This is a genomic window from Sediminimonas qiaohouensis DSM 21189 (genome assembly GCF_000423645.1).
GTDB classification, from domain to species: Bacteria; Pseudomonadota; Alphaproteobacteria; order Rhodobacterales; family Rhodobacteraceae; genus Sediminimonas; species Sediminimonas qiaohouensis.
Map to the genome: position 1 here is coordinate 1 of NZ_AUIJ01000038.1, position 16,496 is coordinate 16,496.

The following is a 16,496-nucleotide window of genomic DNA, read 5'->3' on the forward strand; positions in this document are numbered from 1 at the left end:
CCGGTCGGCGCAGCCTCCCAGATCATCTCCGGGTCAAACCAGACTGTCAGCGAGCCACGGCGCTTGAGCGCTTCGTTATAGGCCGGCCAGTTCCTGGTCTTGTAGGTTGGGGGTGTGGGTCTGCTCATGTCGCCCAGCTACCACACTGGATTCGCGACATGAATCCCTCACGCGCTTTGTGCAACAGAGCCCTTGGGTGTTGGGATATGCCGGTCAAATGGCCGCGTTTGGAAACGCCCTGATCGTGGGCGCGATCATGGTCGTGCTGGCACTGGCCGCGCTGATCGACTTCCGCGAATGGGAGGAATGGATCGGCATAGTGCTTGGCGTCTGGCTGATCGCTTCGCCGTGGATCCTCGGCTTTACCGGCCTTGTCGCCGCGATGTGGACCGCCGTCATTCTCGGCGTGCTCACGCTGGTCCTGGCGGGCTGGTCGCTCTACAGCCACGGCGGGATGAGCACGGCCTGACCCCCGCCAACACCGGCGGACCGCCTGCGTGACTGCGCAGGGGTCGTGCCAGCAATAGCCAACTCAACCAACCGGGGCGGGCAGCACTGCTCGCCCCACTCTATTGCGCAGAGCCCCCCGCCCGCGACATGTGGCCCCTTGCATTCCCCGTGTCGCGCGCGAAACTCCACCGCGCCGGGGCCGTAGCTCAGTCGGGAGAGCGCGTCGTTCGCAATGACGAGGTCAGGGGTTCGATTCCCCTCGGCTCCACCAATCCCAAAAACAGCAACCACTTGTTGCTACATAATCTTTTCCTGTCACTTGCCCCCGGCGTCATTCCCCTGCGAACGCAACCCTTGACCTGCGTCAAGGCGAAGCGGATCAAGGTTGAATAGGCTCACTCAATGGGGGGCGGTGACGCACCTGACCTGCCCAAAGGTGATGTTTCCACGCTGGAGGCGGACGCGAGATGACAACCGATACCAAGCCACATCTGACTCGCCCCCATGTGCGAGACCTGCTACGCGGCATGATCCGCATCCGCCGCTTCGAGGACAAATGCGCCGAGCTGTATACCCGCGAGAAAATCCGCGGCTTCCTGCATCTTTATGATGGCGAAGAGGCGGTCGCGATGGGGGTGATCCCGGTTCTCGGGCCGGACGACCGCATCGTCGCCACCTACCGCGAGCACGGTCATGCCCTGGCGCGTGGCATCGCGATGGGGCCGGTCATGGCCGAGATGTACGGCAAGGCCAACGGCTGCTCGGGCGGGCGCGGCGGCTCGATGCACCTGTTCGACGCGGGCGCCAATTTCTACGGCGGCAACGCCATCGTCGGCGGCGGCCTGCCGCTGGCGGCGGGGCTGGGCCTGGCTGACCGGATGACCGGCCAAAGGAACGTCACCGCCTGTTTCTTCGGAGAAGGCGCCGTGGCCGAGGGAGAGTTTCACGAAGCCATGAACCTGTCCGAGCTTTGGGATCTGCCGGTGCTCTGGATCTGCGAAAACAACGGCTATGCCATGGGCTCGGCGCTGGTGCGCACGGAGTCCCAGACCGATATCCACGCCAAGGCCACGGCCTACGGGATTGAGAGCGAAGTCGTCGATGGCATGGACGTGATCGCCGTCGAGGCCGCCGCGCGCCGCGCCGTGGCACGGATCCGGGAAACCGGCCGCCCCTACCTGATCGAGGCGCGCACCTACCGCTTTCGCGCGCATTCGATGTTCGACGCGCAGCTTTATCGTGACAAGGCCGAGGTGGCGCAGTGGCGGCAAAAGGGCCCGATCGTGCGGTTCCAGGGGTGGCTTTTGGAAAACGGCCTGATCCACAAGGCCGAGATCGACGCGATCACCGCCGAGATCGACGCCGAAATCACCGAAGCCGTGGCATTTGCCGAATCCGGGGAGTGGGAGCCCATCGAGACGCTGACCAAACACGTCATGTCCGAGGACCGGCCCGCGCCCCCCGCGCCCCAACCGGCCCAGGAACGGATCGAGATCAGCTACCGCGAGGCCGTCAAACAGGCCATCCGCGAGGCGATGACCAGCGACGAGCGCGTTTTCCTGATGGGCGAGGACGTGGGCGCCTATGGCGGCTGCTACGCGGTGTCCAAGGGCCTGATGGCGGAATTTGGCGAGGACCGGATCCGCGACACGCCGCTATCGGAATCGGGCTTTACCGGCGCCGGCATCGGCACCGCGGCGGCGGGCATGCGCCCGATTGTCGAGCTGATGACCGTCAACTTCTCGATCCTGGCGCTGGACCAGATCCTCAACACCGCCGCCACCATCCGGCACATGTCGGGCAATCAGTTCGGCTGCCCCGTGGTGATCCGCATGGCGACCGGCGCGGGCAAGCAACTGGCCGCGCAGCACTCGCATTCGCTCGAAGGGTGGTACGCGCATATTCCGGGACTCAGGGTGCTGGCGCCCGCCACGCTCGAGGATGCGCGCGGCATGCTTTTGACAGCGCTTGAAGACCCCGATCCGGTTCTGATCTTCGAAAACGTCATGCTGTACAACATGACCGGCGAAATCAATGCGAACGCGGGCGCCGTCGATATCGACAAGGCCGCGATCCGCCGCCCCGGCGGGGATCTGTCGCTGATCACCTATGGCGGCTCCCTGTTCAAAACGCTGGAGGCCGCCCGCGAACTGGCCAAGGAGGGCATCGAGGCAGAGGTGATAGACCTGCGCACATTGCGCCCGCTTGACGACGAAACCATCCTCGCCTCGGTCGCGCGCACCCGCCGCGCGGTCGTGATCGACGAAGGCTGGCGCTCGGGCTCGCTTGCCGCCGAGGTGTCCGCACGCATCACTGAGGGCGCCTTCTGGCGACTTGATGCGCCGGTGGGGCGGGTGTGCTCGGCCGAGGTGCCGATCCCCTATGCCGCGCACCTGGAATACGCGGCGATCCCGCAGGTTGCCGCGATCGTCGCCGCCGCGCGCGCGGCGATGGGCAAGGGGTGATCAGATGGCCGTTTTCACCATGCCCTCGCTCGGCGCCGACATGGAGGCGGGCACCCTCACCGAGTGGATGATCAAGCCCGGCGACACGGTCACGCGCGGCGACGTTGTCGCGGTGGTCGAGACCCAGAAAGGCGCGATCGAGATCGAATGTTTCCAGGATGGCACGGTCGAAACGCTCGATGCCGACATCGGCGAAACCCTTCCCGTTGGGGCCCCCATGGCCACGATCCGCGCGCCCGGCGACAATGCCCCGGCCCCGGCGGAGGCAGCAGCACCGCCCAAGACGCCCCCCGCGCCCAAAGCACCCGCACCGCCGCCCGCCATGCCGGATACGGACGAAACACCGCCCGCCTCCCCCGCCGCGCGGGCGCTTGCCGCTGAGCGCGGCGTGGATCTTGCCGCGCTCAGCGGCACAGGCCCCGGCGGCGCCATTGTCCTGGCCGATGTCGAGGCCGCTGCCGCCCCGGCGCGCAAACCGCAAGCCGAACCCGGCGCCGGGCTCGATATGGCCGCGATGCGCACCGCCATCGCCAACGCGATGGCCCGCTCGAAACGCGAGATCCCGCACTACTACCTGTCCCAGACTATCGATTTGCAAACCGCCTCTGACTGGCTCGCCGAGACCAATGCCACCCGCGCGCCGGGTGCACGCCTGTTGATGAGCGCGCTACTGGTCAAGGCCACCGCCCGCGCCGCCGCCGAGACCGCGCAAATGAACGGCCACTACGATGCCGATGGCTTTCACCCCGCTTCGGCGGTGCACGCCGGAGTGGCGATTGCCCTGCGCGGTGGCGGGTTGGTGGCGCCCGCCTTGCATGATGCACAGGACCTGCCGCTGGATACGTTGATGGCGCGGATGCGCGATCTTGTCACGCGCGCGCGCAGCGGCCGGCTGCGCGCGTCGGAAATGACCGATGGCACGATCACCGTCTCGGCAATGGGCGACACCGGCGCCGATGCCATGGCCGCCGTGATCTACCCGCCGCAGGTCGCAATCGTCGGCTTTGGCGCGCCGGTTTCGCGGCCATGGGTCACCGGCGACACGATCGCGCCGCGCATGACCGTCACCGCGACCCTCTCGGCCGACCACCGCGTCAGCGACGGACGCCTCGGCGCCCGGTTCCTGGCCGCGATCGACGCGGGCCTGCAAGCCCCGGCGGCGCTATGACCGGCGCCGGGGCGCGCCGCGCAATGCATCACTCGCCCGTCACCGTCAGGCCCAGCACGCGCCAGCTTTGCATGCCGCCGCGGTAGTAGCTGATCCGCTCGGCCGGGTAGCCGCCATCGATCATGCGCCGGATCGCCGTGGGCGATTGCCCGCACCACAGCCCGTTGCAAAACAGCGCGACCCGCTTCGCGTTCTCGCAATCCCAGCCGTCGAAATCGATCTCGCAGCCCAGCTCGCCCATCCGGTCATAAGCTTGGGTATACGGGATGTTGATCGCGCCGGGGATGGTGCCCCCCTCGAACCAATCGGGCGTGCGGCTGTCCACCACCACCACCTCGGGGTCTTTCAGCGCCTCGATCAGCTCCAGCTCGCCGATCGTGGTCACCCCTTCGGCGGGGCGGATCGGCTGGATGCAGAACGGCGGGCAGGCGCGCGATGTGCGCGCCCATTCGCCCGTGACCTCGTGGTCGTTGTCCTGGATGCGCTTGATCTCGGCGGTGCCGCCACCCGGGGTCGGCACCGTGACCGATGGCATGTCAGGCCGGATTTTCACCGGCTTGTCCTCGGCCAATGCGCCGCCCGCAACCGTGCCGGCCAGCGCCAGAATCGCAACTATCCTCAGCATTCCAAACCTCCCTGATAGGTTAATCTCACCGGATCACATGCACCGCACAGCTTGCATGCCGCACCACCATCGACGCGGTCGAGCCCAGCAGCAGATCCTGCATGCCGGGGCGGTGCGACGCGATAACGATGCAATCGACATCATGCTTTTCGGCCCATTCCAGCACGGTGCGCCCGGCATGGCCCTCGACCACCTCGCTGTGCCCGCCCGGCAGGTCCTCGACCAGGTCCGCCAACTCCTTGTCGATCGCCTTGCGGCTTTCCAGAAGGTATTCCGTCGGCATGTAGGAAATCGCGTAGGAGGGGATGTGCTCCATCACGTGCAACAGGGTGATCTTCGCCCCCTCCCCGGCCAGCGCCTGCGCCACCTCCAGCGCGCCTTTTACGTCGCGGTCCTCGTCGAACGATACAGGTACCAGAATATTGGAATACATCGCGTTATCCTTTCTTTCGCGCGTCATTTTCGCCGCTCAGCCTCGCAGGGTGGGCCGGACCGCGCCTTGATTCAGGTCATGCCGTGTCGCCCGTGTCGCCAAAGGTGCCGGCGACCTCGTACATCACCGGCTCAAAACTCTTGCATAGCTCGGCAATGCGGCGGTTGCGGCGGCGCATTTCCTCGGTGCGCAGCATCGCCTGGAAATCCTCGCGTCGGCGCCATTGCGAGTAGTTGGCGATCCGCGTCTGCGCATCGTTCACATGCAAGCCCGCCGCGATGAACCCCGGCTGTTTCGAGATGAACGAGGCATAGGCATCGCTCAGCTCATCCAGCAGATCCTGGCAGGTGCCCGGCGTCATCTCGAAGGTGGTGATCACGGTCTGATAGGTGTTGTCCTCGGCAATCTTCGGCATCGCACCCTCCTGCGGTTGTCCAGTCCCAGCCTAAGCCCAGACCGGCGCGTGCGGCAATCGGTTTTCTTTGCCGAGCGCGCGGCGGATGGCGCGATTAACCGAATGTTTACCAATACTGTCGGACAGTTAACCCAGGAGGGAGCCGCGATGCTGCGCGCGTTGACCATTCTTGCGATGCTCTGGGCCGGCGCCGCCGCCACTGCCGGGGTATGGATGCAAGGCCCCGGCAATGGGCAGGTCATCGTCTCGGCCTATCCCGGCACAAGCGCGGCCTCATCCTATTCCGGCCTCTATGCCGAGTTCGGGCTGACACCGCGCCTGACCGCCGGCCTTGACACCGGTCGCGCGGTTTCGGGCAACGCCAAGGCGGTGGTGTTCGTGCGCCGCGCCCTGCCCGTCCCGGGCCTAAAGGGCCTGACCGGCCTGACCGCCGCCGCCGAGCTTGGGGTCGGGCGCATCGCGCGGCAGGCCGTGCTGCGGCCGGGGCTATCGCTCGGGCGCAGTATAAGCGGCGCACTTGGTCAGGGCTGGGTGTCTATCGACACCCTGGCCGAGATCGGGCTGACGCGCCGCACGCTCGATTTCAAGACGGACATGACCATCGGCCTGCGCCCGCGCGACGGCCTGCGGGCGATGCTGCAACTGCAGGCTGGCCAATCGCCGGACGATCCGCCCTTCGCGCGGCTGGTGCCCTCGTTGGTGATGGACCTGGGCGGCGGCATGCAGCTTGAGCTGGGACTGGCGCACACCCTGCGTGGCCCCCGTCACACCGGGGCCAAGATCGCCCTGTGGCGGCGGTTCTGACGTTGCGCCGCGCCGCGCGCTGTTCTACGCCAATCCCATGCAAGATACACCCGCCCCCGGCATCCGGCCCACCGACGACGACGCCCGTGAGATGGCGCGCGGGTTGCTGGCGCAGGCCCGCACCGCCGCTCTGGCCGTGCTGGACCCTGACACCGCCGGCCCGATGGCCAGCCGCATCGCCTTTGGCCGCGCCCCGGATGGCCTGCCGCTCTCGCTGATCTCGGACCTCGCCGCGCATAGCCGCGCGCTCGCGGCCGATCCGCGCTGCTCGCTGCTGCTCGATGGCCCCGCGGGGCGCGGCGACCCGCTCAATCACCCGCGCCTGACGCTTCAGGCGCGGGCGCATTTCGTCCGCCACGGCGCGGACCGGCACAAGGCCCTGCTGCACCACTACCTCGCGCAGCACCCCAAGGCAAAGCTCTACGCCGGCTTTGCCGATTTCGCTTTCGTCCTCTTCGACGTGGACCGCGCCATGCTCAATGGCGGCTTCGGCAAGGCGTATCACCTCACCCACGCCGACATGGGCCTGGCGCAGCCCCGCTAGTCCGCGCGCACTAGTTATCCATGCGCACCGTGATCGACACCTTGCCCGACATCGCCTCGGGCCAGCCCAGATGCACCTGGTCGCGCGCCGTCCCCTGCTCGGTCAACGTATACGGCAACTCGTGGCGCGTGACATCCGCCCCGTCCTTGATCCGGCTGCGCATCACCATCGCGTCGATATGCTGCGCATACCCCCCGAACGGCAGCGGCCCCGCGCAATCCACCGCCCAGGTCTGCGCCGCGCCGGATTGCGTGTGCTGGATCACGGCCGGGTTCATGATCCCCTGCTCTACCGAGTTGTACATGTTGCCGCTCACCACGATGTTGCGCATCCGCGAGAAATCCAGCTCGGCCAAGCTGGTATCCACCTGCTCGACCCGCCCGATATCGCCGCGAATGGCGCGGAACACGTTGCCCACCATGGTCAACCCATCGATGAAATGCCCCGGCCCGTACGGCTTGATCACGATGAACCGGAACCACGGCGCCACGTCGATCGACTGGAAAATGTTGTCCGAGATGTTCAGCGCGCTGAACGACAACTCGCTGCTGAAGTCCGGCGCCTGGTCATGCTCGTTGGCCCATTCGATAAAACAGTTGTCGATGTAGTTGCCGCTGATCGTCGCGCGGTTATGCGACGACGTCAGTACCAGCCCCGCCGTCCGCACGCCCTGCGGCTCGTCATCGCCCTGGAACCAGTGATTGCCCGTGATGATCGAGCTGGTCCCCCCCAGCACGGCAAAATGCCGAAACTGCGTGATCCGGTTGTTGCGCAACTTCACGTCGTTGGCATTGGCATTCAGGCCAACCACCGTGCGATCCTGCGCGCGCATCCCGCTCTGATCCGACAGAAACTGGCAGCGATCGATCAGCATCTCCTGGCAGCCGATCCCGATACTGCTCAGTCCCCGGTCTTTGGGCCGGGTGATGAAACAATCGCGCAACTGGAATGTAAGGCCCGTCGGCGCAAGGATCACCGCGCTGGCGCGGCCATTGCACTGAAACTCGATATCCGACATCGAGAATTTCGAAAGCTTGTCGAACCCGCTGAAATCAAGGACGTACTTGAACCGGCGAAAGGTAAACTCCTGCGTGCCCGCCGCATCATAAAGCGGCATCGAAAGGGTGATTTCCTGCGTGCCCACGTCGCGGGCGCGCACATATACCTCGCGGCCCACGCCCGTCCCCTCGATCAGCGATCCAATCGGGATATTGGCCACGTTCGCCACCCCCGTCAGGCGCAGCGGATCATCGGGATTATAGCTCGCCAGCGAAGTGAACACCTTGGTGTCCCAATTGGCCGCGTCCTCGACATAGAACTGCCCGTTATGGATATGCCGGCGCTGCGCGTACTGGGTCCTGTTGGCCACCGCCTTTTGCATGTCGATCGGTGCATCCAAATTGATCCGCCGCCCGCCAAGGTCCAGCGATTCATGGTCCGAATTGTTCAACAGCGCCTGGAACGCCTTGCGAAACGCCTGTACCTCGTCGCCGAACGCGTCGATATAGCTGGGCAGGTCGAAATTATTCGTCAACAGCAGCAAATGATCGTCACTCATCTGCACCTTGCCCTCGAACTGCACGCGGCTTTGGAACGTCACGCTCTGCAGCAACAGGTACGTGCCCGCCGACACCAACACCCGCCGCCCCTGCGCCGCCGCATCCGCGGCCATGAAGGCGGCGCTGTCATCGCTCACCCCATCGCCCATGGCGCCGAAATCGCGCACATCGACCCAGTTCATCATGTCGCGGTGGAACACGTGGGTGATGTCCTCGACGATGATATCGTCGATCCGCACGATGCCCCCCGATGGCCCCGTCAGGTCCAGCCCGAAATGACCGTAGACCGGCTCGGCGCCCCAGACCATGTGCACCCCCTGCCGCGCGCCCGCGCCGACGATAGCGCTGACCTCGACCACCTCGCCGTAAGCCTGCAATGCAACCTCGGGGCCGTTCTCGATCAGGCCCGCAACATGCGTGCCGCTGGGCGCCCCCGCCCAACCGGCGATGCGCACCGACGGCAGGTTGCCACTGATCGCCTTCACCCGCGCCGTGATCCGCAAGTAGCAGCCGGGCAAAAGCGGCGTCTCCCCCATGAAGCGTAGCTTTTGCACCGTGTCGACCTTCTGCAATTCGAGACAGCCGCCGAAATCCTGATCCGCCGGCACCTGCGCGGCATTAAGCGCATCGGCATAGGTGTCCGCCCCCGGCGTGCCATCCTGCGATGACCACTGCCCCAACCCCGCCGCGAAGGCGGGGGGCATGAATTCGATGCCGTCTGTGATCGCCTTGTTCATGTGTTTCCCTTTCGTGCCGCTCGGGCCCTGCGCCCAACCGCGAAAGGAAATGACACGAAAGGGGTAAACACCCCCTGAGACAACCGTGACGGTGCCTCAGACGCCCACGCCCGGCGCCTTCAGGACCTGCACCGCGTTGATCTTCCAGGCGCCGTCGACCTGCTGCATCTGGTAGTCCAGCAAATGCTCGCGCCCCTGCGCGTCGCGCACCCGCACCCGCTGCCATAGGTGCCCCGCCACCTCGCGCAGCGGCCCGAACCGCACCGCCCCGGGGCTCCAAACCATCGGATAACCTTGCCGCACCATCGCGGCGAAATTCTCGGGCGTGCGGAACGTGTCGCGGATCGTCGGGCTTGCAAACTCGAAGGCGCGCACCGGATCATCGCCCTTGAACGCCTCGAACTGACGGGTGATCACATCCTCGATCGCTCCCTCCTGCGCCGCGGCCGGCAAGGCCAGCCACAAAACGGGCAACAGGTTCACTATAAGACGTCGCATACCAATACCTCCCGTAACAGGGGCTTGGACATAGCGCGCCCCACGCCGCGATCAAACGCGCCGCGCCCATGCTTCTTCTGGCCCAAAATATCCCGGGGGAGTCGCCGCAGGCGACGGGGGCAGCGCCCCCAGCCTGTCCTCAGACCAGCTCGCCCGCCAACGCCTTGTCGATGAGGGTCACCGTCTCTTCCACTCCGTAAAGCGCGATGAAACCGCCGAAACGCGGCCCCTGGCTGGCCCCCAGCAGCACCTCGTAAAGTGCCCGGAACCAATCGCGCAGCGGCTCGAACCGCTCGCGCCCCACCGCGTAGACGATGGATTGCAGCGCCTCGTCCTCGACCGGCCCGTCATAGGCGGCAAGCTGATCGCGCAAATCCTGCAAGGCCTCGCGCTCCAACTCGGTCGGCGCGCGGTAGACGCGGCCCGGCTTGACGAAATCGTTGTAGTAGCGCACCGCGAACCCCGCCGCCTGGTCCAGGTCGGGGTGCGTCTCGGCGCTGGCCTCGGGGGCATAGCGGCGGATGAACCCCCACAGCGTCTCGCGGTCCTCCGCGCTCGACACGCTGGCCAGGTTCAGCAGCATCGAGAACGGCACCACCATGTGGCTTTCAGGCGGGGTGCCGCCGTGGATGTGCCACACCGGGTTGTTGACGCGCGCCTTGGCGTCCTGGCCCGGATAGGCGCGCAGCTGCTGGTGATACTCGTCCACCGCCTTGGGGATCACGTCCCACGACAGCCGCTTGGCCGTCCTGGGCTTGAGATACATGTAATACGACAGGCTCTCGGTGCTGGCATAGCTCAGCCATTCGTCGATGGTCAGGCCATTGCCCTTGGATTTGCTGATCTTCTCGCCGTTCTGATCCAAAAACAGCTCATAGGTGAAATGCTCCGGCTTGCGCCCGCCCAGGATCTCGCAGATCCGGTCATAGATCGGCGTGTTGGTGGAATGGTCCTTGCCATACATCTCGAAATCCACGCCCAGTGCCGCCCAGCGCGCGCCGAAATCGGGCTTCCACTGCAGCTTCACGTTGCCCCCGGTGACCGGCAGGGTGATCTCGCGCCCGTCCTCGTCGTCAAAGGTGATGGTGCCGTTTGCCGCGTCCACCTTCTTCATCGGCACATACAAAACCCGCCCCGTCTCCGGGTGGATCGGCAGGAAGATCGAATAGGTCTGCCGCCGCTCCTCGCGCAGGCTTTTCAGCATCACCGCCATGATATCATCGTACCGCTCCACGGCGCGCAGCAGCACCTCGTCGAAATGGCCTTCGCGGTAGAAGCTGGTCGCGCTGATGAACTCGTACTCGAACCCGAACGTGTCCAGGAACCGGCGCAGCATCGCGTTGTTATGCGCACCGAAACTGTCATGCGTGCCGAACGGGTCGGGCACGTCGCTCAGCGGTCGCTGCAAATGCTGGTCCAGTTGCCGCGGGTCCGGCACGTTGTCGGGCACCTTGCGCATCCCGTCCAGATCGTCGGAAAAACACACCAGCCGCGTGGGGATATCGCTGATCAACTCGAACGCGCGGCGGATCATCGTGGTGCGCGCCACTTCGCCAAAGGTGCCGATATGCGGCAATCCGCTGGGGCCATAGCCCGTCTCGAACAGGACATGCCCCTTCTCGGGCGGCGCCTTCTCATAGCGTTTGACCAGTTTGCGCGCTTCCTCAAAGGGCCAAGCTTTCGACACGAGGGCGGCGTCACGCAGATCAGACATCGGGTGCTCCATATGAGAAAGGGTCCGCACGCGCCCCATGCGCGGCAGACCGCCGCTTCCTATTGCGGCTGCGCGCGACAGTCAATATTCTGCGCTGCAACAACGCTGGCTGAAGGACCGATCGCAATGACCCAACAGATACCCCACCCACTCAGCCCGCAGGACTGTCTTGTCGCGGTCATGATCGCCATTTCGGCCTCGGATGAAAACATGCGCACCTCCGAGCTTGTCAAGATCGAGCAGGCCGTGAACAACCTGCCGGTGTTCGCCGCCTACGATATCGACCGCATGAACATCATGGCGCAAACCGTGTTTGATCTGTTCGAACAGGAAGACGGGCTTGATGCACTGTTCGGCCTCCTGCGCGACAACCTGCCCGAGCACCTCTACGAGACCGCCTATGCCCTGGCCTGCGACGTCGCCGCCGCCGACGGCACCCTGCGCGAAGAGGAACTGCGCCTGCTCGAGGAAATCCGCTACGAGTTGACCATCGACCGCCTGCACGCCGCCGCCATCGAACGCGGCGCCCGCGCCCGCCACTTGCCCGGCTGACCTCTTTCGGCAAGCCGCCACCCCGCCCGAATAGCGCCGACAGGCGCCGGGCGAGCGCCTGCCCGTTCCGGCGGGCTGGCGCTTTGGAGGTCGGGCACTGCCATTTATCTGTTGGAGGTATGTGGCGGGATAAAGCGCGCTGTCAAACCGCTTCAGCGCCATCCCACGGGCAGGCGCGCGCCCGGCTTGTGCCTGACTGACATCTTTTTCCAGGCCCTAACCAAGGCGCACCAAACCGCCCATCATCACGCCAAGTAAAGCCTATCCCACCGCTCGATCAGTTTTCGCTGCAACCGGCGGGCGCGGCGGTTCCATGGGCGGGCGCCGCGCGGGCGCTCTCGTTGCGCCCTCGGTATCTCGGCGCGGCGGGACATATCGGCGCTGAACACCGCAAAGGCCAGCTCCCTCTGCCCCTTGCCCTCTATGTAACCCGCCAACCCGCTTACGAAATTCAGCGTGCCGGTCTTGGCCCGCACGGTAATGTCGTTGCTGTTGCCGTCATTGGCCGCGCGCATCGGTATGGTCTTTAGTAGCGGATGCAGCGCCTTTTTCGCCCGGCTCTCCACCAGCGCCCGCACCATGTCCCCGGCCCTGAGCCGCGAGGCATCGCCCAGCCCCGAGTGATCCACCAGCACCACGTCCTCCATCCCCAATTCCACCTCGGCCCAGCGGCTCATCACCCCCGCCGAGGCCCTCATTCCAACCGGCTGCCCGGTGCGTTTGCGGCTTGCGATCATGCCCACCATTTCGGCCACTAAATTATTGGAATATTTCAACATTCCGCGCAAAATCGATTGCAACGTGTCGCTGTGATGCCGGGCAAGCTCGCTCCCCTGCGGCGCCCGCTCCGCCAATTCCTCGCGCGGCAGCTCGATCCCATGCGAGCGCGCCAGCGTGCGAAACACATCGGCGGCGTACAGGTCCGGCCGCCGCACCGGCAGCCACCGCGCGCCGCCGTTGCCCAAGGCGCCGCGCGCCACCGTCCAGTGATCGACGCCGCCCTTGTCGCTATAGGTGTAAACGGGCGTTCCCCGGTCCACCACCGCCATCTGCGCGACTTGCACCTCGGGGCGGTACTGCCCGGCGCGGGCGTCCATGCTGACGCCGTACTTGCCATCCGCGCGCTTCCACTCGAAATGGACGCGGTTGAAGTTCAACGCCAAGCCGCAAACCGCCGGGTTATACCCGACATGCGCCGGTTGCGCCGAATCGATCTGCCGCCGGTAGGGCAACGCCCCCGCCCACACCAGGAACCGCCCCCGCACCTCGCGCAGGCCCGCCGCCTTCAGCGCGCTCGCCAACTCCGCCAGCGCCTTGGTGTCCAACGTCGGATCGCCCCCGCCCGCCAGCACCAGATCGCCATCAAGCACACCATCGCGCAACGTCCCTTCGGCGATCAGCCGCGTGGCAAACCGGTACCCGGCCCCGAGATTATCCAGCGCGTAAAGCGCCGTAATCGTCTTGGTCACGCTGGCCGGCGGCAGGCCGACACCCGCCAGCCGGTTTTCCAACACCTCGCCCGTGGCGGCATCGGCGACGGTATAAGACACCGTCCCATCCGGTAGCGCCTGGGACACCAGCGCCTCCGCCGAGACCGGCGCGCCCCCGACGATACCATCAGGGCGCAGCTGCGGCCTGAGCGAAACACCCATCCCCGCCGCCGACGCAGCCCCCGACACGAGGCTGCCCAAACCAGCAAGAAAAAAGCGCCGTGAAATACCAGTGAACATTGGTGAAATCTACTTCATACCCGCCGAACCGCGCAAGCCTGATCGCTTCGGCCCCACCTGCATCAGGTCCAATCCCCGCGCAATCGGATCTTTGTCGAGGATAGATCAACCATCGGCACGTTGACAAAGCACCACGCAGGGGTTTCGGCCCACGCCAGCAGATGACTAGCCCGCGCGCCCAACCGCTCCGCCCGGTAGATCCGCGCCGCCCGCGAGGCCCGCGCGGAAATCTGTTGCCCCGGCCGTGCCAGCACCCCCACCGGCACCCGCGCCATGATGTCATGCCATTCCTGCCACTGATCGAACTGCGCCAGGTTGTCCGCCCCCATCAGCCACACGAACCGCACCCCCCGGTAGCGCCGCTGCAACGCGGCGACCGTCTGCGCGGTGTGGCGGGTGCCAAGGCGCAGCTCGATATCACTCACGCACACGCGCGGATGCGTCATCACCTGCCGCGCCCGATCCAGCCGCTGTTGCATCGGCGCCGGCCCTTCCGCCTTGAGCGGATTGCCGGGACTGACCAGCCACCACACACGATCAAGCCCAAACAGCTTGAGCGCCTCTCGCGTGATATGCGCATGCCCCGCATGGGCCGGATCAAACGACCCGCCCAGCAATCCGATCCTCTGACCGGCGCGCGCATATGGTAACTCGTGGCGCACTGCCCCCTCCCGACAATTCCACGAGTTGTCTGGTGGCCGGGCGGCAATGTCAATCAAACTGCGCCAATCACACTGCGCATTGCTCCTGACCGGCAAGGGGGTTATCTACGCCGTCAACGCGAAGGCCTAGCCCCAAGGAGAGCACGAATGGCGTCTTATCAATACGTGTACCACATGTCCGGTGTCTCCAAGACCTATCCCGGCGGCAAGAAGTGCTTCGAGGACATTCACCTCAACTTCCTGCCCGGCGTCAAGATCGGCGTGGTGGGTGTCAACGGCTCGGGTAAATCCACGCTCTTGCGCATCATGGCCGGCCAGGACAAGGATTTCACCGGCGAGGCATGGGCCGCCAAAGGCGCGCGCGTGGGCTACCTGCCGCAGGAGCCGGAACTGGACCCCGCGCTCTCCGTGCGCGAGAACGTGATGCTGGGCGTGGCCGAGAAACAGGCCAAGCTGACCCGCTTCAACGAGCTGGCCATGAACTACAGCGACGAAACCGCCGATGAGATGGCCGCCCTTCAGGACGAGATAGACAGCAACAACCTGTGGGATCTCGACAGCCAGATCGACGTCGCCCTCGAGGCCCTGCGCTGCCCGCCGGACGATGCGGATGTCACCACCCTGTCGGGCGGGGAAAAGCGCCGCGTCGCGCTGTGCAAGCTGCTGCTGGAAGCGCCCGACATGCTCCTGCTGGACGAGCCGACCAACCACCTGGACGCGGAAACCATCGCCTGGCTGCAACAGCACCTGATCGACTACAAGGGCACGATCCTGATCGTCACGCATGACCGCTATTTCCTTGACGACATCACCGGCTGGATCCTTGAGTTGGACCGCGGCCGTGGCATCCCCTACGAGGGCAACTATTCCAGCTGGCTGGAGCAAAAGGCCAAGCGCCTTGAGCAAGAAGCGCGCGAGGACAAGTCCAAGCAAAAGACCCTGCAGCGCGAACTCGAATGGATGCGCGCCAGCCCCAAGGCCCGGCAGGCCAAATCCAAGGCCCGCATCAACAGCTATAACGAGATGGCCAACCAGTCCGAGCGCGAGAAACTGAGCCGCGCACAGATCATCATCCCCAACGGCCCCCGCCTTGGCAACAAGGTGATCGAGGTGAACGGGCTTAAAAAGGCAATGGGCGACAAGCTCCTGATCGAAGATCTGAGCTTCTCTCTGCCCCCGGGCGGCATCGTCGGCGTGATCGGCCCCAATGGCGCGGGTAAAACCACCCTCTTTCGCATGCTGACGGGGCAGGAAGAGCCCGACGAGGGCACCGTTGAATACGGCGATACCGTGCAACTGTCCTATGTCGATCAGAACCGCGATGAGCTGAACCCCAACGATAACGTGTGGGAGGCAATCGCCGACGGGCTGGACATCATCAAGCTGGGCGATGCCGAAGTAAACGCCCGCGCCTACTGCTCGGCCTTCAACTTCAAGGGCGGCGATCAGCAGAAGAAGGTGGGCCTGCTGTCAGGTGGTGAGCGCAACCGCGTGCACATGGCGCGGCTGCTGCGCTCGGGCGGTAACGTGCTGCTCTTGGACGAGCCGACCAACGACCTGGACGTCGAAACCCTGCGCGCGCTCGAGGATGCGCTGGTAGATTTCGCCGGCTGCGCCGTCGTCATCAGCCACGACCGCTTCTTCCTCGACCGCCTCTGCACCCATATTCTTGCCTTCGAGGGCGAGGCGCACGTGGAATGGTTCGAGGGCAACTTCGAGGAATACGAGGAAGATAAGAAGCGTAGGCTGGGCCCGGACGCGGTGGAGCCGAAGCGGATCAAGTATAAGAAGTTTACGAGGTGAGGGACTCTGTTGCACAAATTGGTTGAAGGCCAGACGCCCCCTTTCCCCAGACAGACTCATCCTACGGGCTCAGTTATGGGTATGCCGAGCGCGGTATAGCCGTTCATGACGAGGATGCGGACTTGGACTTCCGCAACCTGACGATCGAAGTCCCGCGCCATGAGGCGCTGGCCCAGCATTTTCACGCAGTGCATTTTGGTCTCGACGCGGCTTCGGCGGTGGTATCCACTCCAGTTTCGCCAGATCGCGCGGCCGAGGTATTTCGAAGCTCGCAGGGCCTCGTTTCTGGCCATTGCACCCGCGGTGACGGTCTTCCACGGCTTGGCGTTTTTGCGAG

15 protein-coding genes, 1 tRNA gene and 2 pseudogenes are annotated in these 16,496 nt (G+C 65.2%); 8 read left to right on the forward strand and 10 right to left on the reverse strand.

Annotated features, from left to right (window positions below):
* Positions 1 to 128 (reverse strand): annotated as a pseudogene (locus G568_RS20365) (IS5/IS1182 family transposase); the annotation flags it as partial.
* 68 nt (positions 129 to 196) lie between these two features.
* On the opposite strand from G568_RS20365, the gene G568_RS19250 reads away from it, so the two are divergent.
* The 4 genes from G568_RS19250 (at position 197) to G568_RS0116695 (ending at position 4,083) form a co-directional block, all read left to right on the forward strand.
* On the forward strand, positions 197 to 469 hold the full coding sequence (locus G568_RS19250; protein ID WP_281169019.1) for an SPW repeat protein: 273 nt from the start codon (positions 197 to 199) through the stop codon (positions 467 to 469).
* Positions 470 to 645: 176 nt separating this feature from the next.
* A tRNA-Ala gene (locus tag G568_RS0116685) sits at positions 646 to 721 on the forward strand.
* Between the two features lie 196 nt (positions 722 to 917).
* Positions 918 to 2,915 (forward strand): pyruvate dehydrogenase (acetyl-transferring) E1 component subunit alpha, encoded by a 1,998-nt coding sequence (gene pdhA, locus G568_RS20050; protein ID WP_037374389.1) that lies wholly within the window; start codon positions 918 to 920, stop codon positions 2,913 to 2,915.
* A 4-nt stretch (positions 2,916 to 2,919) separates the two neighbouring features.
* The gene (locus tag G568_RS0116695) at positions 2,920 to 4,083 is read left to right on the forward strand and encodes a dihydrolipoamide acetyltransferase family protein (RefSeq protein WP_026759065.1); all 1,164 of its coding nucleotides are present in this window, start codon (positions 2,920 to 2,922) and stop codon (positions 4,081 to 4,083) included.
* 28 nt (positions 4,084 to 4,111) lie between these two features.
* Here G568_RS0116695 and G568_RS0116700 read toward each other — a convergent pair whose 3' ends face one another.
* The 3 genes from G568_RS0116700 to G568_RS0116710 form a co-directional block, all read right to left on the reverse strand.
* Entirely contained in the window at positions 4,112 to 4,708 is a 597-nt protein-coding gene (locus G568_RS0116700; protein WP_026759066.1) for a rhodanese-like domain-containing protein, read from the reverse strand.
* A 25-nt stretch (positions 4,709 to 4,733) separates the two neighbouring features.
* Positions 4,734 to 5,141, reverse strand: coding sequence for a universal stress protein (locus tag G568_RS0116705; RefSeq protein WP_026759067.1), 408 nt, complete (start codon positions 5,139 to 5,141; stop codon positions 4,734 to 4,736).
* A gap of 76 nt (positions 5,142 to 5,217) precedes the next feature.
* The gene (locus tag G568_RS0116710; protein ID WP_026759068.1) at positions 5,218 to 5,556 is read right to left on the reverse strand and encodes an antibiotic biosynthesis monooxygenase family protein; all 339 of its coding nucleotides are present in this window, start codon (positions 5,554 to 5,556) and stop codon (positions 5,218 to 5,220) included.
* A 102-nt stretch (positions 5,557 to 5,658) separates the two neighbouring features.
* On the opposite strand from G568_RS0116710, the gene G568_RS19260 reads away from it, so the two are divergent.
* Positions 5,659 to 6,360, forward strand: coding sequence for a hypothetical protein (locus G568_RS19260; RefSeq protein WP_051203133.1), 702 nt, complete (start codon positions 5,659 to 5,661; stop codon positions 6,358 to 6,360).
* Positions 6,361 to 6,397: 37 nt separating this feature from the next.
* Positions 6,398 to 6,904: a HugZ family pyridoxamine 5'-phosphate oxidase gene (locus G568_RS0116720; RefSeq protein WP_026759069.1), complete on the forward strand. Its 507-nt coding sequence runs from the start codon at positions 6,398 to 6,400 to the stop codon at positions 6,902 to 6,904.
* A 10-nt stretch (positions 6,905 to 6,914) separates the two neighbouring features.
* Here the strand turns inward: G568_RS0116720 and G568_RS0116725 are convergent, their stop codons facing one another.
* From G568_RS0116725 to G568_RS0116735, 3 genes are all read right to left on the reverse strand, one after another.
* Positions 6,915 to 9,200: a glycosyl hydrolase family 28-related protein gene (locus G568_RS0116725; protein ID WP_026759070.1), complete on the reverse strand. Its 2,286-nt coding sequence runs from the start codon at positions 9,198 to 9,200 to the stop codon at positions 6,915 to 6,917.
* A gap of 96 nt (positions 9,201 to 9,296) precedes the next feature.
* Positions 9,297 to 9,698 carry a DUF4864 domain-containing protein gene (locus G568_RS0116730; protein WP_026759071.1) on the reverse strand — a complete coding sequence of 134 codons (402 nt, stop codon included), beginning with the start codon at positions 9,696 to 9,698 and terminating at the stop codon, positions 9,297 to 9,299.
* A gap of 139 nt (positions 9,699 to 9,837) precedes the next feature.
* Complete coding sequence (locus tag G568_RS0116735; protein WP_026759072.1) at positions 9,838 to 11,412, reverse strand: lysine--tRNA ligase; 1,575 nt, start codon at positions 11,410 to 11,412, stop codon at positions 9,838 to 9,840.
* 126 nt (positions 11,413 to 11,538) lie between these two features.
* Between G568_RS0116735 and G568_RS0116740 the strand changes: the two genes are divergently transcribed.
* Complete coding sequence (locus G568_RS0116740; protein ID WP_026759073.1) at positions 11,539 to 11,964, forward strand: tellurite resistance TerB family protein; 426 nt, start codon at positions 11,539 to 11,541, stop codon at positions 11,962 to 11,964.
* 245 nt (positions 11,965 to 12,209) lie between these two features.
* On the opposite strand, the gene dacB is transcribed toward G568_RS0116740, so the two are convergent.
* Together dacB and G568_RS0116750 are read right to left on the reverse strand one after the other, a co-directional pair.
* On the reverse strand, positions 12,210 to 13,694 hold the full coding sequence (dacB, locus tag G568_RS0116745) for a D-alanyl-D-alanine carboxypeptidase/D-alanyl-D-alanine endopeptidase (RefSeq protein ID WP_026759074.1): 1,485 nt from the start codon (positions 13,692 to 13,694) through the stop codon (positions 12,210 to 12,212).
* 62 nt (positions 13,695 to 13,756) lie between these two features.
* The gene (locus tag G568_RS0116750; RefSeq protein ID WP_026759075.1) at positions 13,757 to 14,356 is read right to left on the reverse strand and encodes a nicotinate-nucleotide adenylyltransferase; all 600 of its coding nucleotides are present in this window, start codon (positions 14,354 to 14,356) and stop codon (positions 13,757 to 13,759) included.
* A 147-nt stretch (positions 14,357 to 14,503) separates the two neighbouring features.
* On the opposite strand from G568_RS0116750, the gene ettA reads away from it, so the two are divergent.
* Positions 14,504 to 16,159: an energy-dependent translational throttle protein EttA gene (gene ettA / locus G568_RS0116760; RefSeq protein ID WP_026759076.1), complete on the forward strand. Its 1,656-nt coding sequence runs from the start codon at positions 14,504 to 14,506 to the stop codon at positions 16,157 to 16,159.
* A 56-nt stretch (positions 16,160 to 16,215) separates the two neighbouring features.
* Here ettA and G568_RS20055 read toward each other — a convergent pair.
* Positions 16,216 to 16,496, reverse strand: a pseudogene (locus G568_RS20055) (IS5/IS1182 family transposase); the annotation flags it as partial.

Excerpts from the sequence above, each read along its gene's own strand:
- pdhA (WP_037374389.1), top strand. The coding sequence starts at position 918 with ATGACAACCGATACCAAGCCACATCTGACTCGCCCCCATGTGCGAGAC.
- G568_RS0116695 (WP_026759065.1), top strand. The coding sequence starts at position 2,920 with ATGGCCGTTTTCACCATGCCCTCGCTCGGCGCCGACATGGAGGCGGGC.
- G568_RS0116700 (WP_026759066.1), bottom strand. The coding sequence starts at position 4,708 with ATGCTGAGGATAGTTGCGATTCTGGCGCTGGCCGGCACGGTTGCGGGC.
- G568_RS0116705 (WP_026759067.1), bottom strand. The coding sequence starts at position 5,141 with ATGTATTCCAATATTCTGGTACCTGTATCGTTCGACGAGGACCGCGAC.
- G568_RS0116710 (WP_026759068.1), bottom strand. The coding sequence starts at position 5,556 with ATGCCGAAGATTGCCGAGGACAACACCTATCAGACCGTGATCACCACC.
- G568_RS19260 (WP_051203133.1), top strand. The coding sequence starts at position 5,659 with ATGTTTACCAATACTGTCGGACAGTTAACCCAGGAGGGAGCCGCGATG.
- G568_RS0116720 (WP_026759069.1), top strand. The coding sequence starts at position 6,398 with ATGCAAGATACACCCGCCCCCGGCATCCGGCCCACCGACGACGACGCC.
- G568_RS0116725 (WP_026759070.1), bottom strand. The coding sequence starts at position 9,200 with ATGAACAAGGCGATCACAGACGGCATCGAATTCATGCCCCCCGCCTTC.
- G568_RS0116730 (WP_026759071.1), bottom strand. The coding sequence starts at position 9,698 with ATGCGACGTCTTATAGTGAACCTGTTGCCCGTTTTGTGGCTGGCCTTG.
- G568_RS0116735 (WP_026759072.1), bottom strand. The coding sequence starts at position 11,412 with ATGTCTGATCTGCGTGACGCCGCCCTCGTGTCGAAAGCTTGGCCCTTT.
- G568_RS0116740 (WP_026759073.1), top strand. The coding sequence starts at position 11,539 with ATGACCCAACAGATACCCCACCCACTCAGCCCGCAGGACTGTCTTGTC.
- dacB (WP_026759074.1), bottom strand. The coding sequence starts at position 13,694 with ATGTTCACTGGTATTTCACGGCGCTTTTTTCTTGCTGGTTTGGGCAGC.
- ettA (WP_026759076.1), top strand. The coding sequence starts at position 14,504 with ATGGCGTCTTATCAATACGTGTACCACATGTCCGGTGTCTCCAAGACC.